The following is a 19032-nucleotide window of genomic DNA, read 5'->3' as shown; positions in this document are numbered from 1 at the left end:
TGTAGGATATTCGTCAGTACCGATCGACGGGTCCGCCCGTAGGCTGCGCTCATGCGTACATCAGTCACCCGGCGGGCCGGCCGGCGCGGCGCGGCCGCAATCGTGCTCGCCGCCACCGCGGTCCTGACCGCCGCCGGCACCGGCTCGGCGTCCGCCGGCACCGAAGCGATCGCGGGCGGGCGGTTCCGGCTGCCGGCCGGCGCGCCGACGCCCGGACGCGACTTCCGCATCGGCTCGGCCTACCGCGTCACGGCCGGCACGCAGACCTACGCGTGCACCGCCAACCCCGACGGGACCGGCACCTGGGCGGCGAAGTCCACGCCCGAGGCGAGCCTGCTGCGGTACGGCCGGCCGGCGACCACGATCCACCACTACGCTGGGCCGCGCTGGCAGTCCGGCGTCGACCACTCGACAATCCTCGGCGCGGTCGACCAGACGGTGCCGAAGGACGGCACCATCGCCTGGCTGCTGCTGCACGTGGTGGCCCACGAGAACACCACGCCGGGCGAGCTCGACCCGGTGCGGTTCATCAGCCGCGTCAACACCACCGGCGGCGTCGGGCCCGTCGGCCCCTGCACGCCCGGCTCCGACGCGCCCCGGTCGGTGGCGTACACCGCCGACTACGTCTTCTGGGTGCCGTGCCGGCTGTAGCCCCGGTTCAGCCCTCCAGGGCGTCCTCGACGGTGAGGTACGTCGGAAGGTACCGCAGCGCCTTGGCCGACTCGAGGACGGTCAGCGCCTCGGGCGACACCGCCGCGAGCCGGACCGCGCCGCCGTTGCTCCTCGCGACCGCCGCGGCCGCGCGCAGGACGGTGACCGCGGTCAGGTCGCACGGCGCGGCGGCGGCCAGGTCGACGACGATGACCGCGGCCGGGTCGGCCTGGAGCCGCTCGAGGGCCGCGTGCAGCGTCATGGCGGTCACGGCGACCATCGGCCCCTGCACGGTGAGCACGTCGGCCCCGGCGGCCCGGCGTGTGTGCAAGTGCAGAGTGGACATGCACGGAAGGTAGTGCAGACCGTCGCCCGCCGCGACCCCGTCGCTACGCTTTGTCCGGGCGGTGGATGAGGGTCGGCCGCCCGGCCACGGTGCCGGGGGTCAGCTGTCTCAGGCGACCAGGCGGCGGCGGAACTCGGCGTACGCCGCGCTCACCACGCGGTTCAGGTGGTCCAGCTCCTGCGGGGCCGGCTCGCGGTTCAGCTCGACGTCGATCTTGAAGTCGCCGTCGGCCACCCGCACCCGCAGGTCGGCCAGCAGGTCCGGGGGCAGCTTGCTCAGCACGAACTCGCGGAACGCGTCCGCGAGGGTGGCCTGCATGTCGCCGCAGCCGCACGTGCGGCCCTCCAGCACCGCGCCCAGGTGGCTGCGGCCGATCATCGCGTCCGGGTGCACCGGGTCGAGCACGGCCAGGCCCTCCTCGATGACCGTGCGGGCCTCGGGCAGGCGGTTCTGGTGCTGCAGGAACAGGCCGAGCGCGATCCGGCCGCGGCCCAGCAGCTCGTAGTCGGCGCCCGTCGTGGCGATGCGGACCGCGTCGCGCAGGCACGGCTCGGCCTCGTGCGGGCGGTCGGCCTCCTGCAGGGCGAGGCCCCAGTTGCGCAGCACCTGGCTCACCGCCTCCGGGCGGCCGAGGCGCACGGCGCGCTCGTGCGCGGACGCGTACGCGCGCAGGCCCGCCTCCGTGTCGCCGGCCTCGCCGTGCGCGAGGGCCAGGCCCATCGCGGCCATGAGCGCGTCCTCCGGGCGGCCCAGCCGGTCGTAGGCGGCCTGCACCCGCTGGATGGCCTCGACCCGCCCGGCCTGGTCGCCGGTGTCGCGGCCGAGGTTGGCCAGGCTCGAGAGGGCGCCCAGGGTGGCCGGGTGGTCGGGGCCCAGCTGCGCCTCCAGGAGCCGCACCAGGTCGCGCACCAGGCCCTGGTACACCCGCGGCTCCCCGTCCGCGATGCGCCGGCGCACGGCGTTGGCCAGCTGCTCGAGCACGGGGCCGGGGAGCCGGTCGGCGTCGGTGAACGCCTCCGCCCGCGGGTCCCCGGTGCGCGCGATCTCGGCCCGCAGCGCGAGCGCGACCGCCACCCGTTCGTGTCCGTTGTTCCAGAGGTTCGTGACCATCTCCTCGGCCACCGGCCGGGCGCCGGCGAGGTCGCCCCGGCTGAGCAGCAGCTCGGCGAGCGGCTCGAGACCGAAGGCGTAGCCGGCGTGCTCGCGGCCGTAGAAGGCCTCGCGGGCGGCCAGGCCCGCGCGCAGCTCCGCCTCGGCCTCGTCGAGCCGGCCGGCCAGGCGCAGGGCGAGGCCGAGGTTGCTGCGGTACGTCAGATGGTCCTTGTGCAGGTCCGGGTGGTTCCGCGGCGACACCGACACCGCGGCGCGGTAGCAGTCGACGGCCCGGCCGAGCTGGTCGGCGTTGAGCAGCACGTTGCCGAGGTCGCACTGGGCCGACGCCCACGCGGGGGTGCCGGCACCGTGGCGGGCGGTGACGGCGTCGAGCTCGCGCACCATGATGGCCTCGGCCTCGACCAGGCGGCCGTCCTGCACCAGGGCCACCGCCGCGTCGAACGGAGTAGGGGTGATGGTCACCGCCGGGAGTCTAAGCCAGGGGTTGCGGAGGGGTTAGAGCCAGGCGTCCGCCAGGAGCTCGAAGGAGCGCACCCGGTCCGCGGGATCGTGCGTGATCGTGGTGACCAGCAGCTCGTCCGCGCCCGTGACCCGGCGCAGGGTCTGCAGCCGGGCCGCGACCTGGCCGGGCGCGCCGACGAACCGGGTGTCGAGGCGGTCCCGGACCAGGGCCTGGTCCTCGTCGCTCCACGGCAGCGCGGCGGCCTCGGCCGGGGTCGGGTACGGGATCGCGCCGTTGCCCGTGCGGATGCTGCGGACCCAGTGGCGGTAGGGCGTGGAGAGCTGCCGCGCCCGCTCCTCGGTCCCGGCCACCACGACGTCGGCGGAGACCAGCACGTAGGGGCGGTCGAGCACGGCCGAGGGGCGGAACGCCGACCGGTACGCCTCCACCGCCTCGAGCACGCTGGACGGCGACACGTGGTAGTTGGCCGCGAAGGGCAGGCCCCGCTCCCCCGCCACCCGGGCGCTCTCCCCGCCGCTGGAGCCGAGCACCCACAGCTCGGCCTTGGCCCCCTCGCCGGGCGTCGCGTGCACGTCCAGGCCGTCGCGCTCGAAGGTGCCCGCGATCAGGGCCTGGATGGTGTCCACGGTCTCGGCGAAGGGCGGGGGCGCCGCGCCCGGCTGGCGCAGCAGGCCCGCGTACAGGGCGAAGCGCGGCGAGCCGGCCATCCGCGCGAAGTCGAACGGGGCCGGGATGAGCAGGCCGTCCACGTCCCGGTCGGCGGTCAGGGTGACCGGGCCCGGCTTGCCGCCCGAGCGGCCCAGGCCGAGGTCCAGCCGGCCCGGGTACACGGCGTCGACGAGCCCGAACTGCTCCACGACCTGCACCGCGGTGGAGTAGCCGACCTGGACGGCGCCGGAGCCGACCCGGATGCGGTCGGTCGCGGCGGCGATGAGGCCGATGAGCACGGCCGGGGCGGCGCTGGCCACCCCCGCGGCGAAGTGGTGCTCGGCGACCCAGTACCGGTGGTAGCCCAGCGCGTCGGCGCGCCGGGCCACGTCGATCGTGGTGCGCAGCGCGGCCCCGGCGTCCGAGCCGGAGCTGATCGGGGCCAGGTCCAGGATGGACAGCGGAACGTTGCTCGTCATGCGCTCACCACCGGGGCTGGGAACGGGCGGCTGGGGATCTCGCGGCGCAGCACCGGGGCGACCTCGGACTGGAACAGCTCGAGGGAGGCGCGGTGCTGCTTGTCGGTGAGGCCGTCGGCGTCGGCCTGCACGTGCATCACCTCGTGGCCGAGGCGCGCGTGGTAGCGGTGGACCTTGTCGATGATCTGCTGCGGGCTGCCCACCAGCGTCGAACCGCGCTCGATCGCGTCCTCGAGGGACGTGAAGACCCCGGGGCCGTAGGCGCGCCGCGCCTCGAAGATCGGGCGGTACCGCTCGATCGCGACCTGGGACTCCTCGTGCACGTAGAACCCGGCCGAGCCGGCGCCGACGAGCGCGGTGGCGGGGTCGTGGCCGTGGAAGGCCAGCCGCTCCCGGTAGTGCCTGACGAGCTCCTCGTAGGGCTCGACCGGGTTGGTGACGTTGGCCGAGAACAGCGGGTCGCCGTGCTGCGCGGCCAGCTCCACCGAGGCCTTGCTCGTGGCGCTGCCGTGCCAGATGCGGATCGGCTGCTGCAGCGGCCGGGGCAGGGCCTCGGCGTCGGTCAGCGACGGGCGGAACCGGCCCGACCAGGTGACCTTGTCCTCCCGCCACAGCTTCGTGAACAGCTCGTAGCCCTCGCGGTTGCGGTCCCACTGGTCCTCCGCGGTCACGTGGAACAGCTGGGCCTGGGCCGCGCCGTTGCCCTTGCCGACGATGAGCTCGAGCCGGCCGTCGGAGAGGTTGTCGAGGGTCGCGTAGTCCTCGAAGGCGCGGACCGGGTCAAGCAGGCTCAGCGTGGTGACGGCGGTGAACAGCCGGATGGTGCGGGTGCGGGCCGCGATGTTGCTGAGCACGACCGGCGGCGAGGAGGAGATGAACGGCCGCTCGTGGCGCTCGCCGACGCCGAAGCCGTCGAAGCCGAGCTCCTCGGCGAAGACGGCGTTGTCGACGACCTCGCGCAGCCGTTCCCGGGGCGACTTCGCGCCGTTGTGGACGATGAGGGTGATGGCCAGGAATTTCATAGCGCCAGTCCGAGGTGTTCGCGCAGGGTCGTGGTGGTGTAGTCGGTACGGAAGACGCCGCGCTCCTGCAGCAGGGGCACGACGGTGTCGACGAACTCGTCCAGGCCGCCGGGGATGATGTGCGGGACGAGGATGAAGCCGTCCGCGGCGTCCTGCTGCACGAAGTCGTTGATCGTGGCGGCGACGGTGGCGGCGGTACCGACGAAGGTCTGCCGTCCCGTCAGCTCGATGACGAGATCGCGGATGCCCAGCTGCTTCTCCTCCGCGATGGCGCGCCACTGCCGGGCCGTCGCGACCGGGTCGTCGAACATCCGCGCCCGGCCCTTGATGATCGAGTCCTGCTCGGGCACCGGGTCGAACGACGGCAGCGGCCCGTCGGGGTCGTGGTCGCTCAGGTCCTTGTTCCACAGCTGTTCCAGCAGCAGGATCGCGGTCTGCGGGCTGACCTGCTGGCGGCGCACGTGGTGGGCCCGCTCGTGCGCGTCGGCGTCCGAGGAGCCGAGCACGAAGGTGCTCGCGGGCAGGATCTTCAGCTGCTCCGGGCGCCGGCCGTGCCGGGCCATGCGGCCCTTGACATCGGCGTAGAAGGCCTGGCCCTCCTCCAGGGTGCCGTGCCGGGAGAAGATGGCGTCGGCGTCGCGGGCGGCGAACTCGCGGCCGGCGTCGGAGTCGCCGGCCTGGATGATCAGCGGCCGGCCCTGCGGGCTGCGCGGCACCGCGAAGTTGCCGCGGATGTCGATGTGCGGCCCGGTGTGCGCGTACGTGCCCGGCTCGGCGTGGCGGGACCAGACGCCGGCGGCCCGGTCGGCGACGATCTCGTCGGCGGCCCAGGTGTCCAGCAGCTCCCGTACCGTCTGCAGGACCTCGGCGGCGCGGCTGTAGCGGTCGCCGCGGTCGAGGTAGCCGCCCCGGCGGAAGTTCTCGCCGGTGAACGCGTCCCACGAGGTGACCACGTTCCAGCCGGCCCGGCCGCCGGAGAGGTGGTCGAGCGAGGCGAGCTTCCGGGCCAGCTCGAGGGGCTCGTTGAACGTCGAGTTGACGGTGGCGGTCAGCCCGAGGTGGGTGGTGACCGCGGCCAGCCCGGCCAGCACGGTGACGTTGTCGGGGCGGCCCACGACGTCGAGGTCGTGGATGCGGCCGCGCTGCTCGCGCAGGCGCAGGCCCTCGGCGAGGAAGAAGAAGTCGAACTTGCCGCGCTCGGCGGTCCGGGCCAGACGCCGGAACGACTCGAACTCGATCTGGCTGCCGGCCTGCGGGTCGCTCCACACCGTGGTGTTGTTGACGCCGGGGAAGTGCGCGGCGAGGATCACCTGCTTGGTCACGCCGGAACTCCCTGCGGTGCGTAGCGGTTGGCGGCCTCGGGGAGGCCGAGGTGCCCGCGCAGCGTGGTGGACGTGTACGCGGTGCGGAAGGCGCCCCGTTCGCGCAGGATCGGCACGAGGCCGCCGACGATCGCGTCGAGGTCGGCCGGCAGGACGCCCGGCCGCAGGCGGAAGCCGTCGAGCCCGGCCGCGCGCCACTGCAGGAGCAGGTCGGCCAGGCCGGCCGGGTCGCCGGCGTACACCGGCGCATCGCTGGTGAAGGGCTGCAGCGCGTCCAGGCGCTCCTTGCGCGCCGGGTCGAGGAACACGTTGAGGTCGGCGAAGACCAGTAGCGGCCGGTCGGTGAGCGTGCGGACCTCCTCGACGATCGCCCGGGCGTGCCCGGCGTCGGCCGGCGTCACGTAGACGACGTCGGCGGCGGCCGCGGCGAACTCGTAGGGCACCCGGGCGTGGGCGAGCGCGGTCACGACCGGCTGGCCCTGCGGCGGCCGCGGCGTGATGGACGGGCCCTTGACGCTGAAGTGCCGGCCCTCGAAGTCGATGTAGTGCAGCTTGTCCCGGTCGACGAACCGGCCGGACGCGGCGTCGCGGATGACGGCGTCGTCCTCCCAGCTGTCCCAGAGCCGCCGGACCACCTCGACGTGGTCGGCGGCGTCCTCGAACAGCGCGGCGACGAGGGCGGGGTCGGCGGCGATCTCGGCGATCCGGGCGGGGTCGACGGCGACGCGGGGCCGCCAGCCGGCCCGGCCGGTGCTGAGGTAGTCCAGCGTGGCCACCTGGGTCGAGACGTGGAACGGCTCGGTGGTCGTGGTCAGCACCGTCGGTACCAGGCCGATGTGGGTGGTCAGCGGGGCCACGCGGGCGGCGATGAGCAGCGCGTCGAGGTGGCCGCGGACGTGCCCGGCGTCGCCCGGGGCCAGGCCGGGCGAGTCCTCGATGGTGACGAAGTCGAGGGCGCCGGACTCGGCCCGGCGGACCAGGCGCAGCCAGTACTCCGGCGTGAACAGCTCCTCGGTCGCGGCCGACTCGTCGCGCCAGGCCGCCGGGTGCCAGCCGGCGCCGTCCAGCGCGACGGCGAGGTGCAGGGGTTTGCTCATGCGAGGGACCAATCCGGCGTCGGGTACGTGGTGAAGTCGGTCGTGTCGCGGAACGCCGGGATCCGGTACAGGTCGCGGGCGTAGCGGTACAGGTTCGGGTACTCGGTGATGCGCGGCCCGAGGCGCGCCAGGTGCACCCAGACCCGGATGTCGGCCTCGGTGAGCACGCCGCCGACGAGGTACTCCCGGTCGGCGAGGCGCTCGTCGAGCGCGACCAGCCGGGCGCCGGAGTCGACCCTGACGTCGGTGGCCTCGATCTCCGCGCGGAGGTGCTCGGGGTACGTGTCCACGACCGGGGTGGCGACCTTGCGGAACCGGGTGGCCAGGTCGATGCCGATGCCCTTGAAGTCGTTGCTGACCACCCGGGCGAGGTGGCGGTCCCACAGCGCCGGCACGCTCACGTGCCCGTCGAAGCCCTCCTCGGTGGCCTCGTAGGCGTCGCGCAGCAGGGTGAAGCCGTTGACCGGGTCGGGGCCGTAGCGCTCCCGGAACGCCCAGCCGCGCCCGTCGCGCCGGTTGTCCACGAAGGACACCGTGACGACGTCCTGGAGTCCGGCGAGGGCATGGGCGATAGTGACTCGCTGTGACCACGGGCAGAACCAGCCCGCGTAGAGGTGGTAACGGCCGGGTTCGGGATCGGGACCTACCTGATCGGCGAACCGGTACAGCGGCCGGGGGTCGTCGGGGCGCTGGGATATGCGGTACTCGCCGTGGACCGCGGTATCAACCGGGCTGGCCAGACGGCTGGAGCGGGGCAGTTTGGACATGGGGACCTCCGTCATACCCGGAAGCAATAGCCGACTAATCCTACATGCAAGATATGTATTTGACGAGACCCGCGTGACATGCCCGACAGGAATGCCCATCGAGCGTTGACAGTCACGCAGGGTCGCTGTTGCACTTGCCGACACCACCCGAGCGACCTCGTCCGCGCCGGGTCTCCGCCTTCCGAAATCGAGGCATCCTCATGCGTAAATACCTATCGACGCTGGCCGCGGTCGCCCTCCTGGCCGCCGGCTGCGGTGGCGCCGCGGCCGGCGACCCCGGTGCCGGCGCCGGCGCTCCGGTGTCCGGCGGCAGCCTCACATGGGCCGTGGAGACCGAGCCCGTGACCTTCAACCCGCACCTCTACGCCCAGGCCAAGGCCCGCCTGCTGGTCTGGAACAGCTTCGAGGCGCTGCTGACGCACGACGACAAGGGCGGGTACGTGCCCTGGCTCGCGAAGTCCTACGACGTGTCGGCCGACGGCCGGACGTACACCTTCAAGCTCCGTGACGACGTGACCTTCCAGGACGGCGACAAGTTCAACGCCGCCGCGGTCAAGGCCAACCTCGACCAGCTCCTCGTGCCGGGCTACGCGCCGGGCGTCACCTCGACCCAGCTGAAGAACTACGCGGGCGCGAAGGTCGTCGACGACTACACCGTCGAGGTCGACCTCAAGCAGCCCGACGTGCTCATCCTCGACTTCTTCGCCTCACCGCAGGGCGCCCAGGTCTCGCCGAAGTCGCTCAAGAGCCCGAACCTCAAGGCCGGCGGCCCGGACGTGGTCGGCACCGGCCCGTTCATCCTCGACCGCTACAGCAAGGGCCAGGAGGTCCACTACAAGAAGAACCCCAGCTACAACTGGGCCCCGGCCAACGCCGGGCACCAGGGCGCGGCCTACCTCGACGAGATCACGTACCGCTTCCTGAAGGAGTCCTCGGTGCGCGTCGGCGCGCTCACCTCCGGCCAGGTCGACGTGATCGAGGGCGTGCCCGCCACCGAGCAGGGCCTGGTCAAGGCCGACCCGAACCTGCAGTTCGCCCAGCACCTCAACAGCGGCACGGCGTACAACTACTACTTCAACCAGACCCGGGCGCCCTTCGACGACATCAAGGTGCGCAAGGCCTTCCGTGACGCGGTCGACGTCGACGGCGTGCTGCGGGGCGTGTACCGCGGCACTGCGACCCGGGCCTGGAGCGTGCTGAGCCCGTCCGGGCCGTACTACGACGCCTCGCTGGAGAAGACGTACGGCAACAACCCGGCCGAGGCCAACAGCCTGCTCGACCAGGCCGGCTGGCCGGCCAAGGACGCCGAGGGCTTCCGGACCAGGGACGGCAAGCGGCTCACGGTCCGCATCGTGCTCTCCGCCCCGTTCGTGCGCGACAAGCGCGACATCCTCGCCCAGGCCGTCCAGGCCGCGGTCAAGCAGAGCGCCGGCATCGACCTGCAGGTGAAGGTGGTCGACCAGGGCACCGCCACCGACGCGATAAACAAGAACGAGTTCGAGGTCTTCGACAACTCCCGCGCCGACACCGACGCCGGCGCCGCGCTGACGCTGATCGTGCCGAAGGGCGCGCCCATCAACCGGCACGGCTTCACCAGCCCGGAGCTCGACGCCCAGGTGGCGGCCGGCTCGGCGACGGCGGACCCGGCCCAGCGCAAGGAGCTCTACACCGGCATCCAGCGCACCCTCACGGACAACGCGACACTGCTGCCGCTCTACGCCCCGGCCGACCAGATCGCGGCGCAGAAGAAGATCGGCGGCGTCGGCTTCGAGCCCACCGCGGGCGTACCGGCGAGCGCGTACAACCTCTGGATCGGGAAGTAGGTAACCGGCATGTGGCGTCCCGTCCTGCGGCGCCTCGGCAGCGGGGCGGTGGTCCTCTGGGCCGCCGCCACCGCCGCCTACCTGGCGCTGCACCTGGCCCCGGGCGACACCGTCGACACCCTCGTCGGCGACGGGCCCGATACCCCGCAGATCCGCGCGCAGATCGCGGCCGACCTGGGCCTCGACCGCCCGGCCGCGATCCAGTACGTCACCTACCTGTGGCGGCTGCTGCACGGCGACTTCGGCCGCTCCTACGTGCTGCAGCGCCCGGTCGTGGACATCATCGGCAGCCAGGTCTGGCCCACGGTGAAGCTGACCCTGGTCGCCTGCCTGTTCAGCGCCGTCATCGCGGTGGCGCTGGCCCTGGTGAGCACCGGCCGGGCCCGCTGGATCCGCGGCCTGGTCTCGACCCTGGAACTCTCGGTGGTCTCCGCGCCCGGGTTCCTCATCGGCATCCTGCTGCTGAGCGTCTTCTCGTTCCGGCTCGGCTGGTTCCCGGTCTCCGGCGACCGCGACCTGTCCGCGATCGTGCTGCCCGCGCTGTCGCTCGCCCTGCCGATCGGCGGGCTGCTCAGCCAGGTGCTGCGCGAGGGCCTCGAGCGGGCGCTGGACGAGCCGTTCGCGGTGACCGCCCGCTCCCGGGGGCTGACCCGGTCGGCGCTGCTGTGGCGGCACGCGCTGCGCCACGCCCTGCTGCCGGCCGTCACCCTGGCCGGGACCCTGATCGGCTTCCTGCTCAGCGCCGCCGTCGTCGTGGAGCGGGTGTTCGGCCGGCCCGGCCTGGGCCAGGTCGCCACCGACGCGGTCGGCACCAAGGACATCCCGGTGGTGCTCGCCGTGGTGATGCTCTCGGCCGCCATCTACGTGGGCCTGAGCACCCTCGCCGACCTCACGTACCTGCTCGTCGACCCGCGGCTGCGGAAAGGCTGACCATGTCCATCGCCCTGCCCGTCCCGGCCGCCCCGCCCCGCCTGCTGCGGTGGTGGTGGGTCCCGGCGCTGGCCCTCGCCGTCGTCGTGCTCGCCGCGCTCGCTCCCCGGCTCCTCGCCGGCGCCGACCCGCTCGCCGCCGACCCGCTCGCGGCCCTGCAGGCGCCGAGCGCCGAGCACTGGTTCGGCACCGACCAGCTCGGCCGGGACGTGTTCACCCGCACCGTGTACGGCGCCCGCTACTCCCTGGCCATCGGGGCCGCGTCCACCCTGCTGTCGCTTGTCGCGGGCGGGCTCGTGGGCCTGCTCGCCGGGCTCGCGCCGCGCTGGGCCGACGAGGTGCTCAGCCGGGCCCTCGACGTGCTGTCGGCCTTCCCCGAGGTACTGCTGGCGCTGCTGTTCATCGCCTTCACCGACCCCGGCACGCCCAGCCTGATCCTCGCCATCGCCCTGGCGTTCGCGCCCCGCTACGGCCGGATCGTGCGGGCCGAGACGCTGCTCGTACGCCGCTCCGGCTACGTCGAGCAGGCGGTCACCTTCGGCCTGTCCCGGGCCCGGCTCGCCTGGCGGCACATCCTGCCCAACGTGCTGGGCCCGCTGCCGATCCTGGCCACCATCGGCCTCGGCACCGCGATCGTCAACGCCTCGGCGCTGTCGTTCCTCGGCATGGGCCCGCAGCCGCCGTCGCCCGAGTGGGGCGCGATGCTCTCGGAGAGCCGCAACTACCTGCGCGTGGCGTGGTGGTCGGCGATCCTGCCCGGCGCGGCCCTCACCGTCACCGTCATCTCGCTGACCGCCGTCGGCCGGCGGCTCCAGCGCCGCTTCGAAGGCAGGCACTGATGGCACCGCTGGTCGAGGTGGAGAACCTCCGGGTCACGTTCCCGGGCCCGGTCCACGCCGTGCGCGGCATCAGCTTCGCCGTCGAGCCGGGCGAATGCGTGGCGATCGTCGGCGAGAGCGGCTCGGGCAAGAGCGTCACCGCCCGCAGCCTCGTCGGCCTGGCCGGCCCGACCGCGGACGTGCACGCCGACACGCTGCGCCTCGACGGGCGCGACACCGCCGGCTTCACCGACCGGGAGTGGCGGCGGCTCCGCGGCCGGGTCGCCGGGCTCGTGCTGCAGGACGCGCTCGTCTCCCTCGACCCGCTCAACCGGGTCGGCCGGGAGATCGGCGAGGTGCTGCGGGTGCACGGCACCGTCGCGCCGGGCGAGCGCGAGGCCCGGGTCGCCGCCCTGCTGGAGGCCGTGCACGTGCCCGAGCCGGCCGAGCGGGCGCGGCAGTACCCGCACCAGCTCTCCGGCGGCCTGCGCCAGCGCGCGCTCATCGCCTCGGCCATCGCCGCCGACCCGCCGCTGCTCATCGCCGACGAGCCGACCACCGCGCTGGACGTCACCGTGCAGGCCCAGCTGCTGCGGCTGCTGGCCGAGCGCCGGGCCGCCGGGTCGGCGCTGCTGCTCGTCAGCCACGACCTGGCCGTCGTGGCCGGCCTCGCCGACCGGGTGCTGGTCATGCACGACGGCATCGTCGTCGAGCAGGGTCCGACCGCGCAGGTGCTCACCGGGCCGCGGCACGACTACACCCGCCTCCTGCTCGCCGCCGTGCCCACCGCCGCCTCGAAGGGGCTGCGGCTGAGCAGCACCGCGCGGGAGCCGCTGCCGCCGCGCGCCGTGGAGCCGGACCGGATCGTGCTGCGGGCCGAGGGCCTGCACCACCACTACGGCGATCGGCATGTCGTCGACGACGTCGGCTTCACCCTCGCCCGCGGCGAGACCCTCGGCGTGGTCGGCGAGTCCGGGTCCGGCAAGACCACCCTGGCCCGCATCGCGCTGGGCCTGCTCGAGCCGGAGGCGGGCGCCGTCCACCTCGGCGCGGCCCGGTGGAGCGGGGTGCCGGAGCGGCGGCGGCGGGCGCTGCGGCGGCGGGTCCAGGTCATCGCCCAGGACCCGCGCTCGTCGTTCGACCCGCGGTACACCGTGGAGAAGCTCGTCGCCGAGCCCCTCGACCTGCGGGGTGGCGCCCGCCGGGACCGGGTCGTGGAGCTGCTCGAGCGGGTCGGGCTCGGCGCCGCGCACCTGGGCCGCCACCCGCGCGAGCTCTCCGGCGGGCAGCGGCAGCGGGTGGCGATCGCCCGCGCCGTCGGGCCGCGCCCGGACGTGCTGGTCTGCGACGAGCCGGTCTCCGCGCTCGACGTGTCCATCCAGGCCCAGGTGCTCGACCTGCTCGCCGACCTGCAGGCCGCCGACGGCACCGCCCTGCTGTTCATCTCCCACGACCTCGGCGTCGTGCACCACCTCGCCGACCGGGTGCTCGTCATGCACGAGGGCCGGGTCGTCGAGCAGGGGCCCGTCGGCGACGTCTTCGACCGCCCGGCGCACGACTACACCCGGACCCTGCTCGCCGCCGTGCCCACACTCGAACCGGAGGCCGCCCGATGAGCCCCGAACTGCTCTTCGCGGTCGAGGTCGACGCGCCCGACCTGGAGTCCCTCGAACGGCGCGTGCTGGCGGCCGAGGATGCCGGGTACGCCTTCGTGACCTTCCCCGACGACCCGTTGCGGGGCGGCGTGGAGGCCGGCGTCCGGGCCGCGTTCCTGGCCCGCCGGACGACCCGGATCGGGCTCGCGCCGACGCTGCACACGAGCACCACCGAGCCGTTCCACCTCGCCACCCAGCTGGCCGGCCTCGACCACGCGTCGCTGGGCCGGGCCGGCTGGGTCGTCGGGGCCACCGAGGAGCCGGCCGCCCTGGCCACCGTCGGGCGCACCGGCGTGGACCCGGCCGAGGTCGCCGACGTGGTCGAGGTCGCCCGCGGGCTGTGGGACTCGTGGGAGGACGACGCGGTCATCAAGGACATGGCCACGGGCCGGTTCCTCGACCCGCGGCGCGTGCACCACGTGCACTTCGAGAGCGAGCGGTTCTCGGTGGCCGGCCCGCCGAGCCCGCAGGGACGCCCGGTGCTGTTCCAGGCCGGCGACTCCCCCGGCGGCCGGGAGCTGGCCGCCCGCCACGCCGACGTGGTGTTCTCCGCCAACACCGCCTACGACAAGGCCGCCGCGTACGCGGCCGACCTGCGCGCCGCCTCGCCGCCCACGGCCGGACCCCGGACGCGGTGCGGATCCTGCCGGGCGCCTCGGTCGTGCTGGGCGACACCGCGGCCGAGGCGCAGGAGCGCGCCCGCTGGATCAAGCGGGAGCAGACCACCGGGCCCCGGGCGATCGCGTTCCTGGAGCAGTACTGGGGCAAGGACCTCTCCGGCTACGACCCGGACGGCCCGCTGCCCGACATCGACCCGACCGACGACGAGCTGGACCCGTCCCGCGGCACGATCTCGATCGAGCACCGCACCGGGAAACTGGCCCGGATCGCGGGCTGGCGGGAGCTCGCGGCCGCGCGCAACCTGTCGATCCGGCAGCTCGTCATCGAGGTCACGCCCGGCCACGAGAGCTTCGTCGGCACGCCCGGGCAGGTCGCCGAGGAGTGGGGCCGGTACCTGCACGACGGCGTCGTCGACGGGTTCAACCTGCTGCCCCAGCTGCTGCCGGGCACCGTCGAGGACATCGTCGACCGGCTGGTGCCGGAGCTGCAGTCACGCGGGCTGTTCCGGACCGCGTACGCGGGGACGACCCTGCGATCACACCTATCCCTATCGTTTTAGTAGGACTTCGGCTAGACTCGACATGACCGGTACACCAGCGGAAAGCAGGGCCGAACCGATGACCGCTCCCGCATTGCTCTCCCCCGCCGACCTGCGCCGCGTCTTCGGCGCGTTCCCGACCGGCGTCACCGCCATCGCCGCCGTCGTCGACGGCATCCCGGTCGGGCTCGCCGCCAGCTCGTTCACGTCGGTGTCCCTCGACCCGCCGCTGGCCTCGGTGTGCATCGCCCGCGCCTCCACCACGTGGCCGGTGTTGCGCCGGGCCGGGCGGCTCGGGGTCAGCGTGCTCGCCGCCGACCAGGAGCGCCTGGGCCGGCAGCTGTCGCAGCGCGGCGGCGACCGCTTCGCCGGCGCGACGTGGCGGGAGAGCCGCGAAGGGGAGATCCTGCTCGACGGCGCGTGCGCGTGGCTGGACTGCAGCATCCACGAGGAGTACCCGGCCGGCGACCACGACATCGTGCTGCTGCGCATCCACGACCTCGACGCCGACCACGACGCCGCGCCGCTGGTCTTCCACCGCAGTGGGTTCGGTCGTTTGCGCAGCTGAGGCCCGGGTACCCGTACGGGAGTAGGCCCGTACCCAAGGAGAGTCGATGTCGACCGACGCCATTGTGCTGCTCAAGGAAGACCACAAGAACGTCAAGCGCCTGTTCAAGCAGTTCCAGGACGCAGAGGACGGCCCCGCCGCGCCCAAGGCGAAGATCGTCGGGGAGATCCTGCGCGAGCTGACGGTGCACACCTACATCGAGAACGAGGTCATGTACCCCGAGGTGCGCCGCCTGCTGCCCGACCTCGAGGACGACGTGCTCGAGTCGTACGAGGAGCACCACGTCGCCGACGTGCTCTGCTTCGAGCTGTCCACGCTGGACGCCGACGACGAGCACTTCGACGCGAAGGTCACCGTGCTCATCGAGAACGTGACCCACCACATCGAGGAAGAGGAGCAGGAGTGGTTCCCGAAGGTCCGCGAGGGCCTCGGCCGCAACCAGCTCCAGGAGATCGGCGCGAAGATGCTGGAGCTCAAGCCGGGCGCGCCGACCAAGCCGACGCAGCCCGCGGCGCTCAAGAAGGCGCTCGACGCCGTCCGCGCCTGATACCGCTCGCCCGGCCAGGGCCGGCCCCCACCCGGGGCCGGCCCTGGTTTCGTTTCGGGGCGGTGCCAGCGGGCAGAACGACGACGAATTCTGTGCACAGGAGCGGAGGAACACATGGTCAGCTTCGGGTACACCCTGATGACCGAGCAGAGCGGGCCGAAGGACCTCGTCCGCTACGCCGTGCAGGCCGAGGAGGCCGGCTTCGACTTCGAGGTCTGCAGCGATCACTACTCGCCGTGGCTGACCGAGCAGGGGCACGCGCCCTACGCCTGGTCGGTGCTCGGCGCCGTCGCCCACGCGACCTCGCGGGTGGAGCTGGCCTCCTACGTGACGTGCCCGATCCAGCGGTACCACCCGGCGGTCGTGGCCCAGAAGGCGGCGACGATCCAGCTGCTGTCCGACGGGCGGTTCATCCTCGGCCTCGGCGCCGGCGAGAACCTCAACGAGCACGTGACCGGCGACGGCTGGCCCCCGGTCGACCAGCGCCAGGACATGCTGGAGGAGGCGGTGCAGATCATCCGCGCCCTGCACACCGGCGACCTCGTCACCTGGGACGGCGACTACTTCCGCGTCGACTCGGCCCGGGTGTGGGACGCCCCCGACGGCGGGGTGCCGCTCGGCATCGCCGTCTCCGGGGACAAGTCGGTGCGGCGCTTCGCCCCGCTCGGCGACCACCTCATCGCCGTCGAGCCCGAGGCCGACCTGGTCAAGGGCTGGAACGCGGCCCGGCCCAAGGGCGCGGCCCGGTCGCGGGCCATCGGGCAGATCCCGATCTGCTGGGCCCCGGACAAGCAGCAGGCGGTCGACCTCGCCCACGAGCAGTTCCGCTGGTTCGGCGGCGGCTGGTTCGTCAACGCCGACCTGCCGACCCCGGCGGGCTTCCACGCCGCGAGCCAGTTCGTGCGCAAGGAGGACGTGGCCGGCTCCATCGCGTGCGGGCCCGACCTGGACGAACTGGCCGAGAGCGTCCGGCCGTACTGGGAGGCGGGCTTCACCGACGTGGCCCTGGTCCAGGTCGGCGACGCCCTGCAGCAGCGGTTCCTGGACGAGGCGGCGGCCCCGCTCCTCGACCGGTTGCGCACCCTCGCCAAGTAACCATCGCGGGCCTTTCGTGAAAGCCGTGGCTGCGGGCTTTGCGCAAGCCCGCGGCCACGGTTTCAGGTCACGCCGCGACCGCGGGGAACCGGTCCCAGACGCGGTGCAGGGCCAGGAGCGGCTGGAGCGCCTCGAGCGCGGCCGGGCCGCTGTCGGCCGTGACGACGCCGGGGCTGCCGGCCACGCCGACCTGCGCGAGGGCCTCGGCCCCGCCGCCCCACGCGCCGATCGCCTTCGCGTGCCGCCAGCACTCGTCGACGAGCAGCAGCACCCGCGGGTCGACGGTCGCCGAGGCGGACGCGCCGGCCTTCGCGTCGCGGGCGGCCACGGCGTCGGGCGACGGGCCCGGCCCGGCCGCGAGCAGCAGCGCGTCGAACTCGACCGAGCGCGCGCCGGCGAAGGTGCGCTGCACGGCGACGTCGCCGATCATCCCGCCGTGCGGGCCGACGACCAGCGGTACCATGCCCGCGGCCAGCACCGCCTGGCGCACCTCGTCGACCCCTTCGAGGCCCGCCGCGTCCGGGCCGACGACGATGCCGACGACCCGCCCGTCGGCCGGCCACGCCTCGCCGACCTGCGACAGCGCGGGGCTCGGCTCGGGCTCGGCCAGGGGCACCGTCTGCGCCGGCGCGGGCAGGCCCAGGCCGGCGGCGACCTCGGCGCACAGCACCGGGTCGATGTTGGCCAGGCTGAGCAGCTGGCGCTCGCGGATCTCCCGGTGGTAGCACCGCGAGAGCTCGAAGGTGTACGCGTTGATGATGTGCTCGCGCTCCACCGGCGACATGCTGAGCCAGAAGAGCCGTGCCTGGCTGTAGTGGTCGTCGAACGAGGCCGGGCTGGCCCGCACCTTCGGCGCCTCGGCGACCGTCACCGGCGCCTCGACGTACCCGCCCTCCTCGGGGCCGGCGGTGAAGGGGTTGCCGCCGTCGAGGGAGTTGGGGCGGTAGGGCGCGACCCCGCCGTGCACCGCCTGCTGGTGGAAGCCGTCGCGGAGCATGTCGTTGACCGGCACGTGCGGGCGGTTGATCGGGATCTGGTTGAAGTTCGGGCCGGCCAGGCGGGTCAGCTGGGTGTCGACGTACGAGAACAGCCGGCCCTGCAGCAGCGGGTCGTTCGTCACGTCGATGCCCGGCGGCAGCTGGCCGAGGTGGAAGGCGGCCTGCTCGACCTCGGCGAAGAAGTTCGTCGGGGTCCGGTTCAGCGTGAGGCGGCCGACCGGCTGCACCGGCGCGAGCTCCTCGGGCACCAGCTTCGTCGGGTCGAGCAGGTCGACGCCGGCGAACGTCTCCTCGGGCGTGTCCGGGAAGAGCTGCAGGCCCAGCTCCCACTCGGGGTAGGCGCCGGCCTCGATCGCGTCGTAGAGGTCGCGGCGGTGGTAGTCGGGGTCGAGGCCGCTGATGAGCTGGGCCTCCTCCCAGACCAGGGAGTGCACGCCGAGCTTGGGCTTCCAGTGGAACTTGGCCAGCGCCGTCCCGCCGGCCGCGTTGACGAGCCGGAACGTGTGGATGCCGAAGCCGTCCATCATGCGGAACGAGCGCGGGATCCCCCGGTCCGACATGTTCCACAGCGTGTGGTGCTGGGCCTCGGTGTGCAGCGACACGAAGTCCCAGAACGTGTCGTGCGCGGACTGCGCCTGCGGGATCTCCCGGTCCGGGTGCGGCTTGCCGGCGTGGATGATGTCCGGGAACTTGATCGCGTCCTGGATGAAGAAGACGGGGATGTTGTTGCCGACGAGGTCGAAGTTGCCCTCGGAGGTGTAGAACTTCGTGGCGAAGCCGCGGGTGTCGCGGACCGTGTCGGCCGAGCCGCGCGAGCCCAGCACCGTGGAGAACCGCACGAACACGTCGGTGCGCACGCCCTTGCCCAGGAACGCGGCCTTGGTGACGTCGGTGGCGGTGCCGTACCCGACGAAGTAGCCGTGCGCGCCGGCGCCACGCGCGTGCACGACCCGCTCGGGGATGCGCTCGTGGTCGAAGTGCGTGATCTTCTCACGGAAGTGCTGGTCCTGCAGCAGGATCGGCCCGCGCGGACCGGCCTTGAGCGAGTGGTCGGTGTCGGGCAGCCGGGTCCCGTACGACGTCGTCAGGTACTCGCCCTGCTGCGCGTTCGCGGTCGCCGGCCCGCCCGTCGGCGCGCCCGTCGGGGTCACCGCGGCCGGCGTGCCCTGCTCCGGCGACGGCGGCGGCGGGTCGGTCGGCGTGGTCGGCTCGTCCACCGACGGCGTGACGCTGCCGGGCTTGCCGGGCACCTCGGGCGGCGCGAGCGCATCGGCGACCTTCGCGGCTGCGGCCTCGACGACGTCCTTGACGACCTCGGTGGGCTTACGGGAATTCATTACGGGCGGTTCCCTTCGCGACGACTACGGCGTCTGCCCGCTACCCAGTCAAAGAGTGAGCAAACAAACACACTCCGCGCATATCGGTCAAGATCGTGAATCGCGGCACTGGCGGGGGACCCCGCGTTGACGCTGCCCCGACGCGGGCCGTAGCGTCGGCGGCATCGACGGTGACAGGAAGCCGGTGCAAGTCC

General features: G+C 73.4%; 17 protein-coding genes and 1 pseudogene. 10 read left to right on the top strand and 8 right to left on the bottom strand.

Going from position 1 to position 19032, the window contains the following annotated elements:
* Window positions 1-51: 51 nt before the first annotated feature.
* Complete coding sequence (locus ACPPVO_RS28420) at window positions 52-651, top strand: DUF3455 domain-containing protein (protein WP_426514202.1); 600 nt, start codon at window positions 52-54, stop codon at window positions 649-651.
* A 7-nt stretch (window positions 652-658) separates the two neighbouring features.
* Here the strand turns inward: ACPPVO_RS28420 and ACPPVO_RS28415 are convergent, their stop codons facing one another.
* The 7 genes from ACPPVO_RS28415 to ACPPVO_RS28385 all read right to left on the bottom strand — a co-directional run bounded on the left by ACPPVO_RS28415 (window position 659) and on the right by ACPPVO_RS28385 (window position 7908).
* Window positions 659-997, bottom strand: a complete 339-nt coding sequence (locus ACPPVO_RS28415; protein WP_426514201.1) for an STAS domain-containing protein — start codon at window positions 995-997, stop codon at window positions 659-661.
* 108 nt (window positions 998-1105) lie between these two features.
* Entirely contained in the window at window positions 1106-2572 is a 1467-nt protein-coding gene (locus ACPPVO_RS28410; protein WP_426514200.1) for a tetratricopeptide repeat protein, read from the bottom strand.
* A gap of 33 nt (window positions 2573-2605) precedes the next feature.
* Window positions 2606-3700, bottom strand: a complete 1095-nt coding sequence (locus tag ACPPVO_RS28405) for an LLM class flavin-dependent oxidoreductase (RefSeq protein ID WP_426514199.1) — start codon at window positions 3698-3700, stop codon at window positions 2606-2608.
* Window positions 3697-4722, bottom strand: a complete 1026-nt coding sequence (locus tag ACPPVO_RS28400) for an LLM class flavin-dependent oxidoreductase (protein WP_426514198.1) — start codon at window positions 4720-4722, stop codon at window positions 3697-3699. The genes ACPPVO_RS28405 and ACPPVO_RS28400 overlap by 4 nt, the downstream gene beginning before the upstream one ends.
* The gene (locus ACPPVO_RS28395; RefSeq protein WP_426514197.1) at window positions 4719-6044 is read right to left on the bottom strand and encodes an NtaA/DmoA family FMN-dependent monooxygenase; all 1326 of its coding nucleotides are present in this window, start codon (window positions 6042-6044) and stop codon (window positions 4719-4721) included. The genes ACPPVO_RS28400 and ACPPVO_RS28395 overlap by 4 nt, the downstream gene beginning before the upstream one ends.
* Complete coding sequence (locus ACPPVO_RS28390; RefSeq protein WP_426514196.1) at window positions 6041-7141, bottom strand: LLM class flavin-dependent oxidoreductase; 1101 nt, start codon at window positions 7139-7141, stop codon at window positions 6041-6043. Before ACPPVO_RS28390 ends, ACPPVO_RS28395 begins: the two co-directional genes overlap by 4 nt.
* Window positions 7138-7908 carry a glutathione S-transferase C-terminal domain-containing protein gene (locus ACPPVO_RS28385; protein WP_426514195.1) on the bottom strand — a complete coding sequence of 257 codons (771 nt, stop codon included), beginning with the start codon at window positions 7906-7908 and terminating at the stop codon, window positions 7138-7140. The genes ACPPVO_RS28390 and ACPPVO_RS28385 overlap by 4 nt, the downstream gene beginning before the upstream one ends.
* Window positions 7909-8108: 200 nt before the next feature.
* On the opposite strand from ACPPVO_RS28385, the gene ACPPVO_RS28380 reads away from it, so the two are divergent.
* The 9 genes and pseudogenes from ACPPVO_RS28380 to ACPPVO_RS28340 all read left to right on the top strand — a co-directional run bounded on the left by ACPPVO_RS28380 (window position 8109) and on the right by ACPPVO_RS28340 (window position 16503).
* Window positions 8109-9731: an ABC transporter substrate-binding protein gene (locus ACPPVO_RS28380; protein WP_426514194.1), complete on the top strand. Its 1623-nt coding sequence runs from the start codon at window positions 8109-8111 to the stop codon at window positions 9729-9731.
* Between the two features lie 9 nt (window positions 9732-9740).
* Window positions 9741-10661 carry an ABC transporter permease gene (locus tag ACPPVO_RS28375; protein WP_360370859.1) on the top strand — a complete coding sequence of 307 codons (921 nt, stop codon included), beginning with the start codon at window positions 9741-9743 and terminating at the stop codon, window positions 10659-10661.
* Window positions 10662-10663: 2 nt separating this feature from the next.
* Window positions 10664-11500 carry an ABC transporter permease gene (locus ACPPVO_RS28370; protein WP_426514193.1) on the top strand — a complete coding sequence of 279 codons (837 nt, stop codon included), beginning with the start codon at window positions 10664-10666 and terminating at the stop codon, window positions 11498-11500.
* A complete protein-coding gene (locus tag ACPPVO_RS28365) occupies window positions 11500-13095 on the top strand; it encodes a dipeptide ABC transporter ATP-binding protein (RefSeq protein WP_426514192.1) in 1596 nt (531 codons plus the stop codon). The genes ACPPVO_RS28370 and ACPPVO_RS28365 overlap by 1 nt, the downstream gene beginning before the upstream one ends.
* A pseudogene (locus tag ACPPVO_RS28360) lies at window positions 13092-13679 on the top strand (LLM class flavin-dependent oxidoreductase); the annotation flags it as partial. The gene ACPPVO_RS28365 and the pseudogene ACPPVO_RS28360, both read left to right, overlap by 4 nt.
* 89 nt (window positions 13680-13768) lie before the next feature.
* Complete coding sequence (locus ACPPVO_RS28355; RefSeq protein WP_426514973.1) at window positions 13769-14314, top strand: hypothetical protein; 546 nt, start codon at window positions 13769-13771, stop codon at window positions 14312-14314.
* A 58-nt stretch (window positions 14315-14372) separates the two neighbouring features.
* A complete protein-coding gene (locus ACPPVO_RS28350) occupies window positions 14373-14861 on the top strand; it encodes a flavin reductase family protein (protein ID WP_426514706.1) in 489 nt (162 codons plus the stop codon).
* 46 nt (window positions 14862-14907) lie between these two features.
* Window positions 14908-15408 (top strand): hemerythrin domain-containing protein, encoded by a 501-nt coding sequence (locus ACPPVO_RS28345; RefSeq protein ID WP_426514191.1) that lies wholly within the window; start codon window positions 14908-14910, stop codon window positions 15406-15408.
* Between the two features lie 114 nt (window positions 15409-15522).
* A complete protein-coding gene (locus ACPPVO_RS28340) occupies window positions 15523-16503 on the top strand; it encodes a TIGR03557 family F420-dependent LLM class oxidoreductase (RefSeq protein ID WP_426514190.1) in 981 nt (326 codons plus the stop codon).
* 67 nt (window positions 16504-16570) lie between these two features.
* On the opposite strand, the gene ACPPVO_RS28335 is transcribed toward ACPPVO_RS28340, so the two are convergent.
* The gene (locus ACPPVO_RS28335; protein ID WP_426514189.1) at window positions 16571-18838 is read right to left on the bottom strand and encodes a catalase; all 2268 of its coding nucleotides are present in this window, start codon (window positions 18836-18838) and stop codon (window positions 16571-16573) included.
* Window positions 18839-19032: the final 194 nt, after the last annotated feature.

The organism is Dactylosporangium sp. McL0621, assembly GCF_049995355.1.
Taxonomy (GTDB): Bacteria; Actinomycetota; Actinomycetes; order Mycobacteriales; family Micromonosporaceae; genus Dactylosporangium.
This window is presented reverse-complemented; position numbering and strand designations above follow the sequence as displayed.